This is a genomic window from Allobosea sp. (genome assembly GCF_051860145.1).
Lineage (GTDB): Bacteria > Pseudomonadota > Alphaproteobacteria > Rhizobiales > Beijerinckiaceae > Allobosea.
Genome location: NZ_JBHYEM010000039.1, coordinates 1 through 19,192 on the forward strand (window position 1 = coordinate 1; position 19,192 = coordinate 19,192).

Here is a 19,192-nt window from a genome sequence, read left to right on the forward strand (position 1 = left end):
CCCTTGATCGCGGCGCGGGTCTTGGTGAACCAGCCCGGATTGTCCTTGAGCTGGCGCTTGATCAGCTTGAAGAAGATGGTCTCTTCCTCATTGCCCGGCTTGTCGAGGAACTCGGCCTTGCCGGCTTCCGCCTCGGCGCCGAGGATGATCAGCATGGTCAGGTCGCCGCCATCGTCCAGGATCATGTTGGGCGTGCCGCCGTCGCCCCAGGTCGCGGTGCGCAGGACGTATTCCCAATACTCTTCCAGGCTCTCGCCCTTGATCGCGAAGACCGGCACGCCGCTCGCGGCGATCGCGGCCGCGGCATGGTCCTGGGTCGAGAAGATGTTGCAGGAGGACCAGCGCACATCGGCGCCGAGGGTCGTCAGCGTCTCGATCAGCACGGCGGTCTGGATCGTCATGTGCAGGCAGCCGGCAATGCGCGCGCCCTTGAGCGGAGCACTGCCCTTGTGCTCGGCGCGGATCGCCATCAGGCCCGGCATCTCGTCCTGGGCCATGTTGATTTCCTTGCGGCCGTAATCCGCGAGGCTGATGTCCTTGACGACGTAATCGGTCTTCGACACGGGGCTGCTCCACAAAATGCGAGTGTCTCGAATGGCGCCGGCTCTCTAGCAGCGCCGGCGCCGGAACGCAATCAAAGATATAAAGATGTCTTTATGTGTCCAGGTGCCGAGCATACGGAACCCGTCATGCTCGGGCTTGACCCGAGCATCTCTGACGATGAGGCGCAGGATCGGCGCCTTTTCCTGAAAGAGATTCCCGGGTCTGCGCTGCGCTCCGCCCGGGAATGACGGAGAGACCCGCTACTCCCCCTCGCCGAACTTGTCGGCGACGAGCGCTTCCAGCGCCTTCAGCGCGTCATGGGCCTCGCGGCCCTTGGCCACCACGGTGATGGTCGAGCCGATGCCGGCGCCCAGCGTCAGGATGCCCATGATCGAGGTTGCGCCGACGGTCTCGCCGCAGCGCGTCACCGTGATGTCGGCGTCGAAATTCGCGGCGCATTGCACGAATTTCGCCGTAGCGCGGGCGTGCAGGCCCTTCTTGTTGACGATCGGCAGCTCACAATAGAGCGCGCCGTTGGGGATCACCGGCTCTGGGCAGTCGCCATCGTCCTCGCGCATCTCGTCCACGTGGCCGTCCGCCCTCATTTGCCTGCCAGCACCCGGCTCGCGACCGTGATGTATTTCCGGCCCGCATCCTGCGCGCTGGTCACGGCCTCGTCGAGGGTCTTCTCCTCGCGCACGCTGGCGAGCTTGATCAGCATCGGCAGGTTGATGCCGGCGACGACGTCGATCCGGCCGGGCTCCATCACCGAGATCGCCAGGTTGGACGGCGTGCCGCCGAACATGTCGGTGAGCACGATCACGCCCTTGCCGGTCTCGACGGCCTCGACCGCCGCGATGATGTCGCGCCGGCGGCCCTCCATGTCGTCATCGGGGGCGATGGCGATGGTGGCGAGGTTCTGCTGGGGTCCGACGACATGTTCGAGCGCTGAGCGGAACTCGGTCGCCAGATGCCCATGCGTCACAAGGACGAGTCCGATCATTCACTATCGCACCGGAGGGCGCTTGGAAGGCGCCCGGACAAGGTCGCGGTTTATGCGGCAGGCGCGAAGGATAGGCAAGACGGCTCGCCCGAATCTTGTCGAAAACGAGGCTCAGGCCTCGCTGAGGAAGAGCTTGAGCGCCGTCATGACGAGGCGCTCGTCGCCGGCGCGGCCCCTGACGGTCAGGCGCGGCAGGTCGATGCCGCTGAGCCGCTCGACCAGCGCCTCCGGCTCGGGCATGCGCTCGGGCTCCTCGCCGCTGCAATCGACCACGAGCCGGATCACCGCGGCCGGCAGATGCGGCTCCGGCGTCAGGCCGAGCCCGCGCCGCTCGACGAGCCCTTCGAGCCGCGCGACGGGGCGGGCGATCAGCCGGTCGCCGCGCACTGTGAGCGCCGTCCGGTCGTCGGCGACCAGCCGGGCGAACAGCCCCTCCTGCTTCGCCAGGCCGATCAGGGCCAGCGCCAATGTCGATTTTCCGGCCCCGGACGCGCCGCGAATGAGCACGCCGGCCTCGCCGATGGCGATCGCGCTGGCATGCACGCGTTCCGCGTTCTCGCCCGGCTCCACGTCGCTCATCGGGTTCAGGTAGGGTGCTGCACGGCGGGCAGCCGCACGACGAACCGGGCGCCGAGCCGGCGCGGCTCGTCGGCGCCGCTCGCCCGGTCGAGCCGGTTCTCGGCCCGGATGCCGCCGCGATGCGCTTCGATGATCTGGCGCGAGATCGACAGGCCGAGACCGGAATTCTGCCCAAAGCCCTCGTCCGGGCGGTCGGTGTAGAAGCGCTCGAAGATGCGCTCGATCGCATGCGGCGGGATGCCCGGCCCGTCATCCTCGACGCTGATCAGCACGTCGGGGCCGACGCGCGACAGTATGACGCGTACGGGTTTGTCGGGCTGCGAGAACGAGCGGGCATTGTCGATCAGGTTGACCATGACCTGGCCCAGCCGGGAATCGTGCCCCATCACCAGGAAGTCGTTGCGCCCGCCCGGACGCTGTCCGCGGCGCTCGACCGCGAGCTCGATTCCGGGCTGCCCGTCGCGGCGCAGCTGGTTCTGCAGCGTGACGACGGCCTCCAGCACTTGCGCCATGTCGACCGGCGCCGCATCGTTGCGCGCCAGCTCGGCATCGAGCCGCGAGGCGTCGGAAATATCGGAGATCAGCCGGTCGAGGCGCCTGACATCGTGCTGGATCACGGCGAGAAGCCGTCCGCGCGAATCGTCGTTCTTGGCCCGCGGCAAGGTCTCGACGGCGCTGCGCAGCGAGGTCAGCGGGTTCTTGAGCTCATGGGCGACGTCGGCGGCAAAACTCTCGATCGCCTCGATGCGGTTGTAGAGCGCCTTGGTCATGTCGCGCAGCGAGCCGGAGAGATGGCCGATCTCGTCATGGCGGCTCGAGAAATCGGGGATCTCCTCGCGAGCCTTGACGCCCTTGCGCACGCGCTGCGCCGCGTCGGCGAGCTTGCGGATCGGCTCGGCGATGGTGCCCGCGAGCAGCACCGAGAGCACGATCATCACGCCGGCCGCGACGGCGAAGACCTGGAAGATCGCGTAGCGCTCGCCGGCGATGATGCTGTCGATGTCGCCGCCCTGGGTCGAGAGCAGCAGCGCGCCGCGCACCGAGCGGAAGCGCTGCACCGGCACCGCGACCGAGACGATCGTCTGTCCGCGGGTATTGACCCGCACGACGCTCGCCGGGACGCCGTTCAGCGCGCGCGCCACCTCAGGATAGGACTTGCCGTTGGCATTGGCGAAATCGTCATAGGCCGGGACATCGGCGCGGCCGAGCCGGTTGCGCAGCATGTTCCAGGTCCGCTCGAGCAGTGGCGGCTCGTCCGCCTCGCCGAGCCGCGGCAGGTCGAGCCTGAGCACGTCGCCGCGCGAATAGAGATTGCGCGAATCCAGCGTCAGCATGCCGTCCTTGTCATAGACCCGCGCGCGCGTCTTGGTCGGCGTAACCAGCCGGCGCAGCAGCGGCGCGACCTTCTCGGGATTGATCGAGAAATCGAGCGGGTCCTCGGCGATGCCGGCGCTTTCGCCGGCCTGGAGCTGGAGCAGCTTGTCAGGATCGATGGTGATCGCGTCGGTCTCGACCGTCGCCGAGGCGGCGATCGCGCCGGCGATGATCTCGCCCTGCGTCAGCAGGCTCTGGACGCGGGATTCGATCAGCCCCTCGCGGAACTGGTTGAGATAGAGGAAGCCGAGCAGGAGCGCGACCAGCCCGGCGAGGTTGAGCACGACGATGCGCCGCGTCAGGCTGGAGGCGGCGCGCGAGGAGACGGCGCGCAGCGCATGCCGTCCGAACAGCATCAGACGTCGCCGAAATGCCGGGCGCCCCTGGCTCCCTTCGCTCCGCGGTCTGTCCTGTTCAATCGTCGCCATGCGTGATGCGTTCCGGTTCGACGAAGGCGTTGAGCGGTCCCTAGAGCCGGATCCGATCAGGTTGGATAAACCTGATCGGTGAATCCGTCTCTAAACTTTGAGATAGAGAACGCGTGATCCGATCGGATTGCTGCGCAATCTGATCGGCGCGTGCTCTAGGCGGGATGCGAAAAATGGATACCGGCTTTTCGCAGGAATCCCGCCCTCGCTCTTCGTCCGGCTCTCGGAGCAGGTCAAGGCAACGATGCGGTCCTCACATCTCCTTGAAACGGTAGCCGACACCGTACAGCGTCTCGATCATGTCGAAATCGACATCGACCTGATTGAACTTCTTGCGCAGCCGCTTGATGTGGCTGTCGATGGTGCGGTCGTCGACATAGACCTCGTCGTCATAGGCCGCGTCCATCAGGGCGTTGCGGCTTTTCACCACGCCCGGCCGCTGCGCCAGCGACTGCAGGATCAGGAATTCGGTGACCGTCAGCGTCACCGGCTCGTTCTTCCAGGTGCAGGTATGGCGCTCCGGGTCCATGCGGAGCTGGCCGCGCTCGAGCGCCTTGGCGTCCTCGGGGCGCGCCGGGGCGCTGACGTCCTTGGCGCCGGCGCGGCGCAGGATCGCCTTGACGCGCTCGACCAGCAGGCGCTGCGAGAACGGCTTCCGGATGAAGTCGTCGGCGCCCATCTTCAGGCCGAAGAGCTCGTCGATCTCCTCGTCCTTCGAGGTCAGGAAGATCACCGGCAGGTCGGATTTCTGGCGCAGCCGCCGCAGCAGCTCCATCCCGTCCATGCGCGGCATCTTGATGTCGAAGATGGCCAGGTCCGGCGGGTTCTGCTTCAGTCCGTCGAGCGCCGACGCCCCGTCCGTATAGGTCAGGATCCGGTAGCCTTCGGCTTCCAGCGCAATGGAGACCGAGGTCAGGATGTTGCGGTCGTCATCGACCAGCGCAATGGTTGGCATGGGCTTTACGTCTCTTCGCCGCGTTGCAATGCAGGGTCCACTCTCGCGAGAGAGCGGCTAAACCATGGCCGCAATCTAGCGGGGGCGTGACGGTTTCGCTACGTCCCTGCCTGAAAAAGACCTGAAACTCCCAGAGGTTCCCGAGGATTTCATGCCTGAGACTCCCGAAAAGCCGAAGCAGGACCCGATCAGGCCGATGGACGAGACGGCGCGTGGCCTGTCGCGCGGGCTGCTGCGCAGCGCCCGTCACGCTGCGCTCGCGACCCTGTCGGGCGACGGTCACCCCTTCGCCAGCCTGACCAGCCTGGCGACCGATGCCGACGGCACGCCGCTGATCCTGGTCTCGACGCTGTCGGGCCATACCGCCAATCTGCTCGCCGATCCGCGCGCCTCGCTCCTGATCGCGCCGGGCGGCAAGGGCGACCCGCTCGCCCATCCGCGCCTCAGCCTGCGCGTCCGGGCCCGGCGCGTCGAGCGCGAGGGTGAGGACGGCGCGCGCATCCGCCGCCGCTTCCTCGCCCGCCAGCCCAAGGCGGCGCTTTATGTCGATTTCCCGGATTTCTCCTTCTTCGCTCTGGCGGTCGAGGGCGCCAGCCTGAACGGCGGCTTCGGCCGGGCCTATGAGCCGGCGCCGGCCGATATCCTCAGCGACGCCGCGGCGGCCCGGGCGCTTGCCGCCGCCGAGGAGGGAGCGGTGGCACATATGAACGCCGACCATGCCGACGCGGTCAGGCTCTACGCGACAGTGCTGCTCGGCGCCCAGGATGGCGCCTGGCGCATCACCGGGCTCGATCCCGACGGGCTCGACCTCGCGCTCGGCGATGCCGTGCTGCGCCTGCCCTTCGACGCGCCGGTCGATGGGCCGGGGCCGCTCAGGGCGACGCTCGTCGCGCTTGCGGCAAAGGCGCGCGCGGCTGCCTGAGCGGCCGGCCTGCCTCCAATAATTCAAACGATTTAGCTCGTTTTCGTTGGCCGCCGGACTTCCCCCCGACTTGAGCCGGCGTCATCATGGCCCTAAAGAGCCGTCCGAACTCTTGCACCCCATCTCGTCCGCGCGGGCCGGAGGCTCGCGCGCTTCACAGAACTAGAGCGTCCGCAACAGGCGGGCGGCGTCTCGGGAGGAATTCAGTGAAGACCATCGGTCATTTCAACGCGGCGCACGGGGCCGACACGTTCGGCTTCCGCAAGCTCAAGGCCGTATCCTGGAACCTCGAGGCTCCGCGGCTCTACGAGGAATCGCTCAAACGCGGCGAGACCGAACTCGCCCGTGGCGGCGCGCTCCGGGCCGATACCGGCATCCATACCGGCCGTTCGCCCAAGGACAAGTTCGTCGTCCGCGACGCCACCACCGAGGATAGCGTCTGGTGGGAGAATAACGGCGCCATCTCGACGGCGCAGTTCGACACGCTGCTCGCCGATTTCCTGGCGCATGCCGAGGGCAAGGAGCTTTTCGCGCAGGACCTCCATGGCGGCGCCGACCCGGCCCATCGCGTCAAGGCCCGCGTCTTCACCGAATATGCCTGGCACTCGCTCTTCATCCGCAACCTGCTGATCCGCCCCGATGTCGAGGAGCTCGCCTCCTATGTCCCGGATCTGACCATCGTCGACCTGCCGAGCTTCAAGGCCGACCCGGCCCGCCATGGCTGCCGCAGCGAGACCGTGATCGCCATCGACTTCACCCGCAGGATCGTGCTGATCGGCGGCACCTCCTATGCCGGCGAGATGAAGAAATCGGTCTTCACCTATCTCAACTTCACCCTGCCGGGCGCCGGCGTCATGCCGATGCATTGCTCGGCCAATGCCGCCTCGGAGAACGACGTCGCCGTTTTCTTCGGCCTCTCGGGCACCGGCAAGACCACGCTGTCGGCCGATCCCAACCGCACCTTGCTCGGCGATGACGAGCATGGCTGGTCGAACAAGGGCGTCTTCAATTTCGAGGGCGGCTGCTACGCCAAGACGATCCGCCTCTCGCGCGACGCCGAGCCCGAGATCTACGCCACCACCGAGCGCTTCGGCACGGTGCTGGAGAACGTCGTGCTCGACCCGATCTCGCGCGCGCCGGATTTCGACGACGCCTCCAGGACCGAGAACACGCGCTGCGCCTACCCGCTCGACTTCATCCCGAATGCGAGCGCGACCGGCCGGGCCGGCCATCCCAAGAACATCGTGATGCTGACCTGCGACGCTTTCGGCGTGCTGCCGCCGATCGCCAAGCTGACCGGCGCCGAGGCGATGTATCACTTCCTCTCGGGCTACACCGCCAAGGTCGCCGGCACCGAGAAGGGCGTGAAGGATCCGGAGGCGACCTTCTCGACCTGCTTCGGCGCGCCGTTCATGCCACGCCACCCGTCGGTCTACGGCAACCTGCTGCGCGATCTCATCGCCAAGCACCATGTCGATTGCTGGCTGGTCAATACCGGCTGGACCGGCGGCAAATACGGCACCGGCCGGCGCATGCCGATCCGCGTCACCCGCCGCCTGCTGACCTCGGCGCTCGACGGTTCGCTGAACCGCGCCGATTTCCGCCGCGATCCCTATTTCGGCTTCGCGGTGCCGACCTCGGTGCCCGGCGTCGAGCCGCACATCCTCTACCCGGTCAAGACCTGGCAGGACAAAGCCGAGTTCGCCGAGACCGCCAAGAAGCTGGTCGCGATGTTCCGCGAGAACTTCAAGCGCTTCGAGGGCCATGTTGACGACGCGGTGAAGGCCGCCGCGCCGACCAATTCGCTGGCGGCGTGAGCGCCCGAATCGTTTCGATGTGCTACGAGAGGCGGCGATGAGCCGCCTCTTTTTCGTTGCCTTCCAGCTCCTGACCACGCTCGCGATCCTCAGTGCCGGGCTTTGGGGCGTCGGTCTCCTGCTCTTCCGCCTCAACGGGGCGGTCGCCATCGTTGCCGCCATTGGCTTCGGCGTCGCGGTCCTTGCCGGCCTGGTCGGCATCTGGACCGGCGCGGCGCGGCTGCCGCTCGGTTTCGCCATCCTCTTCCTCGGCCTGCTCGGCTGGTGGAACGGCCTCCAGCCCTCGCATGAGCGCAACTGGATTCCCGAGCTCGCCCGCCTGCCGCAGATCACGCGCGAGGGCGAGCGCATCACCGTCACCAACCTGCGCGATTTCCGCTGGCGCACCGAGGCCGATTACGACCAGCGCTGGGAGACGCGCAGCTACGATCTGGCGAAGATCGAGGGCGTCGACCTGTTCCTGTCCTACTGGTCGGGCGAGACGATCGCCCATCTCCTCGTCAGCTTCACTTTTGCGGATTCGCCGCCGCTGACCTTCTCGATCGAGGTCAGGCGCGAGAAGGGCGAGGAATGGTCCTCGCTCGCCGGCTTCTTCCGCACCTATGAGATGGCCTATGTCGCCGCCGATGAGCGCGACATCGTTGGCCTGCGCACCCATGCGCGCGGCGAGGATGTCAGGCTGTTCCGGCTCGCCGCCTCGCCGGCCCAGGCCCGCGACGTGCTGCTCGCCTATATCGCCGACGTGAACCGGCTGGCGCAGGAGCCGCGCTGGTACAACACGCTGACGACCAATTGCACGACGGTGGTCTACCATCTCGTCGGCTCGGTCGCGCCCGGCTGGACCTTCTCGCTGCCGCTCGACCCGCGCGTGCTGCTCTCGGGCTATCTGCCGGGCTATCTTGCCCGCATCGGCGCGATCCGCTCCGACATGCCGCTCGACGAGCTGATCCGGCGCGGACGCATCGGCGAGCGGGCGCGGACGCTCTCGCTCGACGATCCGGAGTTTTCTAAAAAGATTCGCGAGGGCGTGCCGACCGGGCGGCCGTGAGGCGCAACCGTCATGCTCGGGCTTGACCCGAGCATCTCAGGACGAATGGCCGACACGGCACCACAGATCAGCCTTTGCGAGGCTTGTCGCCGACCCGCTTGCGCGACAACCGCCATATCGCGACCCGGAGCACCCCGTAGAAAAGGGGCAGGCTCACGGCCACCAGCAGCCCGACCATCTGCCAGCCCTTCGATCCCGACGCCGTGCTGACGCCCAGCGATGAGTAGATCGCCAGCCAGACGCTGAAGGTCATCACCACCAGCAGCTCGACGATCGTTCGAAGGAGACTGATCATCTACCTGAAGAAGATCACCGTCTGCAGCAGGAATAGCGGGATCAGGATCGCGCCCGACCAGAGCATGTAGCCGAAGAAGCTCGGCATGTTGACCTTCCGGTCCTTGGCGATGGCGTAGACCATGAAGTTCGGCGCGTTGCCGATATAGCTGTTCGCTCCCATGAAGACCGCGCCGGCCGAGATCGCGGTCAGGGTCAGTGCGCCCGTCGTCATCAGCGCCTGGGCGCTGCCGCCGGCGAGCTCGAAGAAGACCAGATAGGTCGGCGCGTTGTCGAGGAATGAGGACAGGATGCCGGTCAGCCAGAAATAGGCGACGTTGTTGGCGCTGCCGTCGGGATTGCTGACCAGCGCGACCAGCGGCGCGAAGGCGCCGTCCTTGCCCGCCTGGAGCATCGCCAGCACCGGGATGATGCAGACGAAGATGCCGGCGAAGAGCTTCGCGACCTCCTTGATCGGCCCCCAGCTGAACTCGTTGCCGGCGCGCACTTGCTTCGGCGTCAGCATGAGCGAGAGCCCGGCGAGCCCGAGCAGGACGACGTCGCGCACCAGGTTCTGCAGCTCGACATGCACGCCGTGGACGTCGAAGACGATTCCGGGCTTCCAGTTCGCCGACATCAGGATCGCGGCGATGACGCCGCCGAGCAGCAGGATATTGACCTTGCCGTAGAGCTTGATGGCGCGGTCCGGCGTCGGATCCTTGAGTGGCGGGACATTCTCCTCCTTGCGGAAGAACCAGCTGTCGAGCGCGAAGAACAAGGCGAGCAGCACGACGACGGCGAAGCTGGTTTCCGGCAGCAGGTGTTGCGTCGTCCAGAAGAAGTCGACGCCGCGCAGGAAGCCGAGGAAGAGCGGCGGGTCGCCCAGCGGCGTCAGCGAGCCGCCGATATTCGAGACCAGGAAGATGAAGAAGACCACGACATGGACGTTGTGGCGGCGGTTGTCATTGGCGCGCAGCACCGGCCGGATCATGATGATCGAGGCGCCCGTGGTGCCGACCACGCTCGCCATAGCGGTCCCGATCGCCAGCAGCGCCGTGTTGGTCGCCGGCGTGCCGTGCAGGTTGCCCATGATCAGGATGCCGCCGGCGATCGTGAACAGCGCGAAGAGCAGGATGATGAAGGGGATGTATTCGAGCAGCGCGGTATGCAGCAGCGCCCCGAGCGCCGGGTCGAAGCCGCGCAGCAGCACCAGCGGCACCAGCACCAGCACGGCCCAGAAGGCGGCGAACTTGCCGTAATGATGCTCCCAGAGATGCGGGAACAGGACCGGCCCGAGCGCGATCGAGAGCAGCATGCCGGCGAAGGGCAGGGCCCAGGCGCCACCGAGCGTCGCGCCGCCGATATCGCCGGCCGCGAAGGCCGCGCCGGGGGCCAGGCAAAGCGCCAGGGCCGCGCCCGCGCGCGAAATCATCGTCTTCAAAAGCCGTTCCCCCGCTCCCGCATTTTATTGATTCCCGTCATCGCCCGGTTGCGTTGCCGAGTAAAGGCTGGTGGAAAGGCTAGCAACCAGGCAGCGAAATTGGCTAGCTGTACAATCGTGCCGATGGGTGCGCGAATCGAAGCGGGGGCTGACGATGAGGCTGATCTTTTCCGTTCTTCTGCTGGGTCTGGGGCTGGCGGTGGCCGCTCCCGCGCAGGCGCAGGTCGCGGTCGAGGATATCCGAGCCCAGCTCTTCCTGGAGCGCTCGGGCACGCTCTCGGACAATCTCGTCGGCACGAGGAAGGCGCTGCACAACACGGTCACCGGCGAGGGCGAGATCGGCGAGCCGGCCGACGCGATTCTGGTGACGCTGATCTTCAGTGGCGCCAAGAACACCAAGTCATCGGACAAGATCGCCCGCGACCTTGCCTCGATCACCGTCCGCCAGCGGACCAAGACCGGCGAGAAGATCCTGGTCAGGCGGGTCTATGGCGGCTTCCTCTTTGGCGAGGAGGGCCGCATCCACAAGGCTTTCCTGGTCGACAACGCCACCTGCGCCCCGCTCGAGATCGAGGTCAAGGTCGGCCGAAGCCGCAAGGAAGCCAAGCTCGCTTTCTCCTGCGCGGGCTGAGCTACGGAGAAGAATCGTTATGTCGGCATTCATTCTCGTGGAATAATCTCCTCCTGCGGCGTCCCGCCCGCATGCTGATTCGGGACCGACCATGTGCCGTTTTCTCGCCTATTCGGGCGTTCCGGTTTTCCTTGAGGATTTCATCGCCTCGCCTTGCCACTCGCTGATTCACCAGTCGCTCCATGCCGAGGAGTGCAAGAGTGGCACCAATGGCGACGGCTTCGGCGTCGGCTGGTATGGCGACAAGCCCGAGCCCGGCCAGTATCGCGAGGTCAGGCCGGCCTGGTCGGACGAGAACCTGCTCTCGATCGCCCGCCTCGTCCGCTCGCATCTCTTCTTCGCCCATGTCCGCGCCGCCACCGGCACGGCGACGACCCGGGCCAATTGCCACCCTTTCGTCCATGGCCGCCATCTCTTCATGCATAACGGCCAGATCGGCGGCTACGCCCTGATCCGCCGCAGGCTCGAGAGCCTGATCCCGGACGAGCTCTACGCCGCCCGCGTCGGCACCACCGATTCCGAAGCGATCTTCCTGCTGACGCTCGCCCGCATGGCGCAGGGCCTGGCGCCGGGCGAAGCGTTGGCCTCGGCGCTCGGTGATGCGCTCGCGCTGATGCAGGCGGCGGGCGTGCGCGAGCCGCTGCGCTGCGCGGCCGCCCTCGCCGATGGCGATACGATCCATGCCGTGCGCTGGTCCTCCGACGCGAAGCCGCCGACGCTCTATGTCTGCAACCGCGGCGACAGCGTCGTCGTCGCCTCCGAGCCGGTCGACGCGGCCCGCGACTGCTGGCAGGCCCTCGCTTGCAACACCCTGGTCTCGGTCCGGGCCGGGACGATCGCGGTCAGCGCCTTCGAGGTCGGGTTGCGCCGGGCCGCCTGAGTCTCGGCGCAAGCTTGCCTCGGCGCGCGGCGTGGGCCACATCGCGCCATGCGCGTTTTCGATGCTCCGCTTCCGATCGATGCCGTCCTTGGCGATCTCGCCGCGGCCTTGCGCGCGGGGCCGAATGCCGTGCTCGTCGCCCCGCCCGGCGCCGGCAAGACGACGCGCGTGCCGCTCGCCCTGCTCGACGAGCCCTGGACCAAGGGCGGCAAGCTGATCCTGCTCGAGCCGCGTCGGCTCGCGGCCCGCGCCGCCGCAGCCCGCATGGCGCAGACGCTTGGCGAGCGTGTCGGCGAGACGGTCGGCCTGCGCGTCCGGCTCGGCTCGAAGATCGGCCCGAGGACCCGGGTCGAGGTCGTCACCGAAGGCGTCTTCGCCCGCATGATCCTCGACGACCCGGCGCTCGACGGGGTCGCGGCCGTGCTCTTCGACGAATTCCACGAGCGCTCGCTCGATGCCGATTTCGGCCTGGCTTTGGCGCTCGACGCCCAGGGCGGCCTGCGCGAGGATCTGCGCATCCTGGTGATGTCGGCGACGCTCGACGGCGCGCGTGTGGCAAAATTGCTCGGAGCGGCGCCCGTCATCGAATCGCAGGGTCGGGCCTATCCCGTCGAGACCCGCTATCGCAGCCGCGATCCGCTGAAGCGCATCGAGGACCAGGTCGCGGACGCCGTGCTGCAAGCGCTGAACGAGCAGTCCGGCTCGCTGCTGGTCTTCCTGCCCGGCCAGGGCGAGATCAGGCGCGTCGAGGAGCGGCTGCGCGAGAGGCTGCGCGACCCTGCCGTCGAACTCGCGCCGCTTTATGGCGCGCTCGACCAGGCCGAGCAGGACCGCGCCGTGCTGCCGGCGCCGGCCGGCCAGCGCAAGGTCGTGCTGGCGACGGCGATCGCCGAGACCTCGCTGACGATCGAGGGCGTGCGCGTGGTGATCGATTCCGGCCTCGCTCGCGTGCCGGTCTACGAGCCCGATATCGGCGTGACCCGGCTGGAGACCCGCCGCGCCAGCCGCGCGGCGTGCGACCAGCGCCGCGGCCGCGCCGGCCGCACCGAGCCGGGAATCTGCTACCGGCTCTGGGACGAGGCCGGCACCGGCGCGCTCGAAGCCTTCGCGCGGCCCGAGATCCTCTCGGCCGATCTCGCTCCCCTCATGCTCGATTGCGCCGCCTGGGGCGTCGCCGATCCGGCCTCTCTGGCCTTCCTCGACCCGCCGCCTGCCCCGGCGCTGAAGGAGGCGCGCGCGCTGCTGGAAAACCTCGCCGCGCTCGACCATGACGGCCGGATCACGCCGGACGGCCGCGCCCTGCAGGCCCTGCCGCTGCCGCCGCGCCTGGCACGCATGGTCGTGGTCGCTTCGCGTTTCGGCCAGGCCGGCGAGGCCGCCAAACTGGCGGCCGTGCTGGTCGAGCGTGGGCTCGGCGGCGACGGGGTCGATCTCGCCGAGCGGATCGAGCGCCTCGAGCGCGAGCGTGGCGGCCGCGCCGCCGACATACGCCGCCTCGCCGATGGCTGGGCGCGATTGGCCGGACAGGCCGGCGAGGCCCACTCGGGCGCGCCCGGCTCCGCGGGATTCCTGCTGGCGCTGGCCTATCCCGACCGTGTCGCCAGGGCCCGCGCGCCCGGCGCGGGCCAATATCTCCTCGCCAATGGCCGTGGCGCTGCGCTGGAGCCGGCCCAGCGCCTGGCGCGCGAGCCCTGGATCGTCGTGGCCGAGATGAGCGGTGCGGCGCAGCAGGCGCGCATCCTCGGCGCGGCCGCGATCGGCGAGGACGAGATCATGCGGCTGGCAGGAGAGGGCCTGACCCCCTTCGGCCTGGAGGAGCGCACGGAAACCGTCTTCGACCGCGCTGCCCGGGCCCTGCGCTCGCGCGCGGTCAGGCGCTATGGCGCGCTCAGCCTCGCGGAGCGCCCGCTGCCGCTGGCGGCGACGCCGGAGAATGCCGTTGCGCTCGCGAAGGGCGTGGCCGCGCTCGGCATCGCGCTCCTGCCCTGGACGAAGGCGCAGCTGCAATTGCGCGAGCGCGTCGCCTTCCTGCGCCGGGCGGAAGCCGACGATCCCGCCTGGCCCGACCTCTCCGATAGCGGGCTGGCGCAGGAGCCGGAGCTCTGGCTGGCGCCGCATGTCGAGGGCCGTGCCGCGCTGGCGGCGATCGCGCCTGCCGATCTCGACGCCGCGCTCGCGACCCTGCTGCCCTGGGAGTTGAAGCGGCGGCTCGATGCCGAGGCGCCGACCCATTTCACCGCGCCGACCGGCTCCACCCTCGCCGTCGACTACGCCGCCGAGGCCGGCCCGACCATTTCGGTCCGGGTCCAGGAGCTCTATGGGCTCGCCCGCCACCCGGCGCTGGCGGCAGGGCGCGTGCCGCTGGTGCTGGAGCTACTCTCGCCGGCGCATCGGTCGATCCAGGTCACGCGCGACCTGCCGGGCTTCTGGCGCGGCTCCTGGGCCGCCGTGAAGGCCGAGATGAAGGGCCGCTATCCGCGCCATCTCTGGCCGGACGACCCGGCTGCGGCCCAGCCGACGACGCGGGCCAAGCCGCGCGGGACCTGAGCGGCGTTGGCACGATTGAATCGTGTCTGCTAGGCTCATGCTAGGAGATCACCCTATGCGCAGCACCACGTCGCTCAGCATCACCCTGCCGCATGAGATGGCGCAGATGGTCAAGGACAAGGTCGCCTCCGGCGAATACGCCTCGGAAAGCGAGGTCATTCGCGATGGCTTGCGGACACTGCAGGCGCGCGACGCGGCCGTTGAAAACTGGCTGCGCCAGGAGATCGTGCCGGCCTATGAAGCCTACCGGGCCGACCCGTCCCGGGCGATTCCGGCGGAAGAGGCCTTTGCCAGGGTCGAGGCGCGCTATGAGGCGAAGCGGACGAAAGCGGTGCGGGAGTGAGGCAGTTTCGGGTTCTCCTCGCTCCGGAGGCGCAGGACGATCTCGATTCTCTGTTCGCTTATGTCGCCGAGCGTTCCGGCAAGAACACGGCCCGCGGCTTCATCGACGCCCTGAAAGACTACTGCCTGGGCCTCAGCCATGCTCCGGAACGCGGCACGCGCCGCGATGATCTCGCACCCGGATTGCGGCTTCTCGGCTATCGCAGGCGCGCGACCATCGCCTTCCTGACAACCAACGAGGAGGTCGTCGTGCTGCGCATCCTTTATCGCGGGCGCGATGTCGACGCTTTGCTGGGATCCCGCGACGAGGATCAGCCGGAATAAGCGCTCAATTCCCCATCCGGTCGCGCCATTGCCGCTCGCCGGAGAGGCAGGAGGTGCGCGGCTCCTTGGCCTGCGCCTTCTGGATCGCCGCCTCGCCTGCCGGCACCTCCGCGATCTCGCGCACGAGCTTGTTGCGGGTCGCGTCGACGAACTGGTGGCGCTCGCGGATCGGGATCACGAAGGCGCCGACCCCGGTGACGACGCAGTCCTCGTAATAGGCGTCGAGATTGTCGATGTCGAAATAGCTCGCCTGCTTCAGCATCACCGGCAGCCCATTGATGCTGATGCCCTTGTCGCGGGCCTCGTCGCGCGCCACCGTCACCGGCCGTCCGTCATTGTTGGCGCCGTCGCCCGAGATGTCGATCACCCGGCGCATCGCGCTCACGTTCGACTGCTCGAGCAGGGTCATGCCGAGCTCGATCGCACCCGAGATCGAGGTGCGCCGGCCGCGCCTCGTCGGCGCCTCGCCCAGTTCCTCGGCGAAGGCGATTGCCGATTGCGGGGTGTCGATGATCGTCCAGGGCTTGACGATATGCTGGAAATGCCCGCCCGCCCATTCGAAATAGGTGACCGCGATCTTGCCGATCGCGCCTTTTCCGATTGCCTCGTGCAGCTGCTTCGAGCGGAAGGCCTCGATATAGCCGGTGCGCTGCAAGGCGAGCTCGTCGATATCCATCGAATAGGAGACGTCGACCGCGAGCACGAGCGCAACGTCGACCTCCTCGGCCGGCGCCGCCGGCGTTTGCGCATAAAGGGGCGGCGCGGTCGATAGGCCGACGGCCGCAAGACTCAAGAGACCGAACAGCCCGCGCCGCATCGTAACCTCCGTCATCATGTCGCGACAGAAGTCTGCGCCCGCGCGGCGCTCTCGCCAAGGGCGATTTAGCGGCAGGCTCAGCCGGAGAGGCGGTCATCCACGATGGCGATGGCCGCTGCGACGGCCTCCTCGACCGTAAGGGCCGAGGTGTCGAGGATCACGGCATCCTCCGCCGCCTTCAGCGGCGCATCGCTGCGGCCCGAATCGCGCGCGTCGCGGCGTCGGATATCGGCCAGGATGCCCTCGAATGTCGCGGTTTCGCCCCGTCCCGCCAGCTCCTTGTGGCGGCGCGCGGCGCGCACCTCCGGCGTCGCGGTGACGAAGAGCTTGGCCGGCGCCTGCGGGCAGATCACAGTACCGATATCGCGCCCGTCGAGCACCGCGCCCTGCGGCTGCGCCGCGAACCGGCGCTGCCGCTCGATCAGGCCCTTGCGCACCGCCGGCATGGCGGCGACCACCGAGGCGGCTTCGCCGATCTCGCGGCCGCGCAGCCGGTCCTCGGGAAAATCGGCCTCCTCGAAGCTGGCGACGGTCGCTTCCGCCGCCTGCGGGTCATGGATGTCGTGCCCGGCATCGAGCATGGCGCGGGCCACCATCCGGTAGAGCAGGCCGGTATCGAGCGCCGGCAGGCGGTAATGCGCCGCCAGCCGCTTTGCCAGCGTGCCCTTGCCCGAGGCGGCCGGGCCGTCGACCGCGATGACCAGACGCTTGTCCACGCCGCGCTTGCCCATGCCGCGTTCAGCCGATCTCGGCGCCGAGCCCGTTCATCAGGCTGATGAAGCTCGGGAAGCTGGTGGCGATCATCGCGCCGTCATCGACCTGCATCGGCTTGCGCGCCGCAAGGCCCATCACCAGGAAGCTCATGGCGATGCGGTGGTCGAGATGGGTCGCAGCCGTGCCGCCGCCCGCAACCTCGCCGTCCCCGCCTTCGACCACGAGGTCGTCGCCCTCGATCCGGCAGGTCACGCCCGCTGCCTCGAGCCCGGCCGCGACGGCCGCGAGCCGGTCGGATTCCTTGACGCGCAGCTCCTGCAGCCCGCGCATCCGGGTCGTGCCACTGGCGAAGGCGGCCGCGACCGCCAGCACCGGATATTCGTCGATCATCGACGGCGCGCGCTCGGGCGGCACCTCGACGCCTTTCAGCGCGCCGGCGCGCACCCGCAGCGTCGCGACGCTCTCGCCGCCCTGGTTGGCCTCGTTCTCGACGCTGATATCGGCGCCCATCTCGCGCAGGGTGGTCAGCAGCCCGCTGCGCAGCGGGTTCACCATCACGCTTTCGATCAGGATGTCGGAGCCCGGCACGATCAGCGCCGCGACCAGCGGGAAGGCGGCCGAGGACGGGTCGGCCGGCACCACGATCGGCGCAGCCTGCAATTCGGGTTGGCCCTTGAGCACGACGCGCCGGCCATGCCTGCCGTCCGGTGCCACCGCGACCTCGGCGCCGAAATGCGCCAGCATCGTCTCGGTATGGTCGCGCGTCGCCTCGCTCTCGATCACGGTGGTCTCGCCCGGCGCGACGAGCCCGGCCAGCAGCACGGCCGACTTGATCTGCGCCGAGGCGACCGGCGTGCGATAGGTGATCGGCACCGCCTCGCGCGGGCCGCGGATCGTCAGCGGCACGCGCCCGCCCTCCTCCTGCGCCACGATGGTCGCGCCCATCAGCGCGAGCGGGTCGAGGATGCGCCGCATCGGGCGCTTGCGCAGCGAGGCGTCGCCATCGAAGGTCGTGGTGATCGGATGGGCGCCGCAGACCCCCATCATCAGCCGGGAGCCGGTGCCGGCATTGCCGAAATCGAGGAGCCCCGAGGGCTCCCTCAGCCCGCCGACGCCGACGCCCTGCACGCGCCAGGCGCCGGGCCCGTCATGATGCACGATCGCGCCGAGCGCCCGCGCGGCATCGGCCGTGCGTAGCACGTCCTCGCCCTCGAGCAGGCCGGAGATCCTCGTCTCGCCGATCGCCAGCAGGCCGAAGATCATCGCCCGATGCGAGATCGACTTGTCGCCGGGCACGCGGACGCGGCCGGACAGCGGCCCCTTCGCGCGAGCGGTCACGGGTGAGGGGTGTTCTGCCTGCGCCACGTCGGGTCTCTGTCGGCTGGTCGTTCCGGAACGCCCGCTGCCTAGCATGACCATCTGCCGCGCGTCACGCGTGCCGAGCACGACGCGCGGCCGCGGAAAGCGGCCTTCGCGCGACATCAGGCGCTAACTCCTTGTCGGAAAGCGGTTTCGCGCCCCGGATCAGATCGCCTCGCGGCCCCACGCGAGCCGAACTTGCTTTCGCCACGAAATCAGCATTTGACAGCGCCGTCCGTGCCGACTAACGGACGCGCCTGCTTTTCAGAACATGCATGATTGAAGGTCCGACGCAGTGGCGAAACCGGAACTTGGCACCAAGCGCGTTTGCCCGACCACGGGGCGCAAATTCTACGACCTGGACAAGGACCCGATCGTGTCTCCCTACACGGGTCAGTCCTTCCCGCGCTCGATGTTCGAGCCGCAGGCCAAAGCGGCGGCAGCAGCAGCGGTCGCCGCCAAGCCGGCCGAGGACGAGGAAGAAACCGAGACCGCCGACAACGCCGTCGAAATAGTCTCGCTCGACGAGGCCGATGCCGAGACGAGCGAGAAGGAGGCCGTCGTCACCAGCGAGGACGACATCGAGGTCGAGGACGACGATGTCACTCCCGAGGACGACACCTTCCTCGAGGAGGACGAGGATGGTGACGACGATGTCGCCGATCTGATCGACAGCGACATCGAGGGCGACGAGGACGTCTGAGGCCGGACGATATTTCGACAGATAGGCGCTTGAGTCTTCGGCCAAGCCCGCCTATAGAGCGCTGCGCCGCGAGAGTGGCGACGCGGACATCGCCGGGCTTCCAGAGTGAGGCCGGGACGCGATGGACCGGAATGGCCGATTGACCCCCAGATCAATCGGCGCGTGTGGGGCCATAGCTCAGTTGGGAGAGCGCTTGAATGGCATTCAAGAGGTCGGCGGTTCGATTCCGCCTGGCTCCACCAATCTCCTCCAAACGATATCCTGAAATTATCTGATCGCAGCGGCTTGGGCCGAGGCTTCGGCGGGCCTTCTCAAAGCTGAGCGATCAAAAAAGAACCCGCCTCTTGGGCGGGCTCTGTGTGCTCCGGCGTCGAGGCTAGAGCATCGGACCGAAAAGTGGAATCCGCTTTTCGGAAAAATCCGATGCTAAAACAAAGAGATAGATCGTCACCTTGCGTCCGATAGGACGCACGGCGATCTAGCGTCGCCCGA

21 protein-coding genes and 1 tRNA gene are annotated in these 19,192 nt (G+C 68.1%); 10 read left to right on the forward strand and 12 right to left on the reverse strand.

What is annotated here, in order from left to right:
- The 6 genes from ACTIF2_RS27140 to ACTIF2_RS27165 all read right to left on the reverse strand — a co-directional run.
- On the reverse strand, window positions 1-563 hold a 563-nt coding region (locus ACTIF2_RS27140; RefSeq protein ID WP_439500259.1), incomplete at its 3' end, for an adenosylhomocysteinase.
- Window positions 564-803: 240 nt separating this feature from the next.
- Window positions 804-1,121: an HPr family phosphocarrier protein gene (locus ACTIF2_RS27145; protein WP_439500276.1), complete on the reverse strand. Its 318-nt coding sequence runs from the start codon at window positions 1,119-1,121 to the stop codon at window positions 804-806.
- 23 nt (window positions 1,122-1,144) lie between these two features.
- The gene (locus tag ACTIF2_RS27150; protein WP_439500260.1) at window positions 1,145-1,546 is read right to left on the reverse strand and encodes a PTS sugar transporter subunit IIA; all 402 of its coding nucleotides are present in this window, start codon (window positions 1,544-1,546) and stop codon (window positions 1,145-1,147) included.
- 111 nt (window positions 1,547-1,657) lie between these two features.
- The gene (locus ACTIF2_RS27155; protein WP_439500261.1) at window positions 1,658-2,125 is read right to left on the reverse strand and encodes an HPr kinase/phosphorylase; all 468 of its coding nucleotides are present in this window, start codon (window positions 2,123-2,125) and stop codon (window positions 1,658-1,660) included.
- A 5-nt stretch (window positions 2,126-2,130) separates the two neighbouring features.
- A complete protein-coding gene (locus tag ACTIF2_RS27160; RefSeq protein WP_439500262.1) occupies window positions 2,131-3,855 on the reverse strand; it encodes a stimulus-sensing domain-containing protein in 1,725 nt (574 codons plus the stop codon).
- 325 nt (window positions 3,856-4,180) lie between these two features.
- Complete coding sequence (locus ACTIF2_RS27165; RefSeq protein WP_439500263.1) at window positions 4,181-4,882, reverse strand: response regulator transcription factor; 702 nt, start codon at window positions 4,880-4,882, stop codon at window positions 4,181-4,183.
- 151 nt (window positions 4,883-5,033) lie between these two features.
- Here ACTIF2_RS27165 and ACTIF2_RS27170 point away from each other — a divergent pair, with 151 nt between their 5' ends.
- From ACTIF2_RS27170 to ACTIF2_RS27180, 3 genes are all read left to right on the forward strand, one after another.
- Complete coding sequence (locus ACTIF2_RS27170; protein WP_439500264.1) at window positions 5,034-5,804, forward strand: HugZ family pyridoxamine 5'-phosphate oxidase; 771 nt, start codon at window positions 5,034-5,036, stop codon at window positions 5,802-5,804.
- Window positions 5,805-6,010: 206 nt separating this feature from the next.
- A complete protein-coding gene (locus tag ACTIF2_RS27175) occupies window positions 6,011-7,621 on the forward strand; it encodes a phosphoenolpyruvate carboxykinase (RefSeq protein ID WP_439500265.1) in 1,611 nt (536 codons plus the stop codon).
- 37 nt (window positions 7,622-7,658) lie between these two features.
- Window positions 7,659-8,669, forward strand: a complete 1,011-nt coding sequence (locus tag ACTIF2_RS27180) for an Lnb N-terminal periplasmic domain-containing protein (RefSeq protein ID WP_439500266.1) — start codon at window positions 7,659-7,661, stop codon at window positions 8,667-8,669.
- A gap of 67 nt (window positions 8,670-8,736) precedes the next feature.
- On the opposite strand, the gene ACTIF2_RS27185 is transcribed toward ACTIF2_RS27180, so the two are convergent.
- Complete coding sequence (locus tag ACTIF2_RS27185) at window positions 8,737-8,964, reverse strand: hypothetical protein (protein WP_439500267.1); 228 nt, start codon at window positions 8,962-8,964, stop codon at window positions 8,737-8,739.
- Complete coding sequence (locus ACTIF2_RS27190; protein ID WP_439500277.1) at window positions 8,965-10,374, reverse strand: sodium:proton antiporter; 1,410 nt, start codon at window positions 10,372-10,374, stop codon at window positions 8,965-8,967. It abuts the gene before it with no gap.
- Between the two features lie 163 nt (window positions 10,375-10,537).
- Here ACTIF2_RS27190 and ACTIF2_RS27195 point away from each other — a divergent pair, with 163 nt between their 5' ends.
- The 5 genes from ACTIF2_RS27195 (at window position 10,538) to ACTIF2_RS27215 (ending at window position 15,107) form a co-directional block, all read left to right on the forward strand.
- Window positions 10,538-11,014 (forward strand): hypothetical protein, encoded by a 477-nt coding sequence (locus ACTIF2_RS27195; RefSeq protein WP_439500268.1) that lies wholly within the window; start codon window positions 10,538-10,540, stop codon window positions 11,012-11,014.
- A 91-nt stretch (window positions 11,015-11,105) separates the two neighbouring features.
- The gene (locus ACTIF2_RS27200; protein ID WP_439500269.1) at window positions 11,106-11,894 is read left to right on the forward strand and encodes a class II glutamine amidotransferase; all 789 of its coding nucleotides are present in this window, start codon (window positions 11,106-11,108) and stop codon (window positions 11,892-11,894) included.
- Between the two features lie 48 nt (window positions 11,895-11,942).
- Window positions 11,943-14,441 carry an ATP-dependent helicase HrpB gene (hrpB, locus tag ACTIF2_RS27205; protein ID WP_439500270.1) on the forward strand — a complete coding sequence of 833 codons (2,499 nt, stop codon included), beginning with the start codon at window positions 11,943-11,945 and terminating at the stop codon, window positions 14,439-14,441.
- A 55-nt stretch (window positions 14,442-14,496) separates the two neighbouring features.
- Entirely contained in the window at window positions 14,497-14,784 is a 288-nt protein-coding gene (locus ACTIF2_RS27210; RefSeq protein ID WP_439500271.1) for a type II toxin-antitoxin system ParD family antitoxin, read from the forward strand.
- Window positions 14,781-15,107, forward strand: coding sequence for a type II toxin-antitoxin system RelE/ParE family toxin (locus ACTIF2_RS27215; RefSeq protein WP_439500272.1), 327 nt, complete (start codon window positions 14,781-14,783; stop codon window positions 15,105-15,107). The genes ACTIF2_RS27210 and ACTIF2_RS27215 overlap by 4 nt, the downstream gene beginning before the upstream one ends.
- 4 nt (window positions 15,108-15,111) lie before the next feature.
- Here the strand turns inward: ACTIF2_RS27215 and ACTIF2_RS27220 are convergent, their stop codons facing one another.
- The 3 genes from ACTIF2_RS27220 to aroA all read right to left on the reverse strand — a co-directional run bounded on the left by ACTIF2_RS27220 (window position 15,112) and on the right by aroA (window position 18,003).
- Window positions 15,112-15,924: a DUF1194 domain-containing protein gene (locus tag ACTIF2_RS27220; protein ID WP_439500273.1), complete on the reverse strand. Its 813-nt coding sequence runs from the start codon at window positions 15,922-15,924 to the stop codon at window positions 15,112-15,114.
- Window positions 15,925-16,001: 77 nt separating this feature from the next.
- Window positions 16,002-16,628: a (d)CMP kinase gene (gene cmk, locus ACTIF2_RS27225; RefSeq protein WP_439500278.1), complete on the reverse strand. Its 627-nt coding sequence runs from the start codon at window positions 16,626-16,628 to the stop codon at window positions 16,002-16,004.
- A 34-nt stretch (window positions 16,629-16,662) separates the two neighbouring features.
- Window positions 16,663-18,003 carry a 3-phosphoshikimate 1-carboxyvinyltransferase gene (aroA, locus tag ACTIF2_RS27230; protein ID WP_439500279.1) on the reverse strand — a complete coding sequence of 447 codons (1,341 nt, stop codon included), beginning with the start codon at window positions 18,001-18,003 and terminating at the stop codon, window positions 16,663-16,665.
- 289 nt (window positions 18,004-18,292) lie between these two features.
- On the opposite strand from aroA, the gene ACTIF2_RS27235 reads away from it, so the two are divergent.
- Entirely contained in the window at window positions 18,293-18,700 is a 408-nt protein-coding gene (locus tag ACTIF2_RS27235; protein WP_439500274.1) for a TIGR02300 family protein, read from the forward strand.
- Window positions 18,701-18,866: 166 nt separating this feature from the next.
- A tRNA-Ala gene (locus ACTIF2_RS27240) sits at window positions 18,867-18,942 on the forward strand.
- Between the two features lie 69 nt (window positions 18,943-19,011).
- Here ACTIF2_RS27240 and ACTIF2_RS27245 read toward each other — a convergent pair.
- Window positions 19,012-19,192: hypothetical protein (locus tag ACTIF2_RS27245; RefSeq protein WP_439500275.1), on the reverse strand; the 181-nt coding region annotated here is incomplete at its 5' end.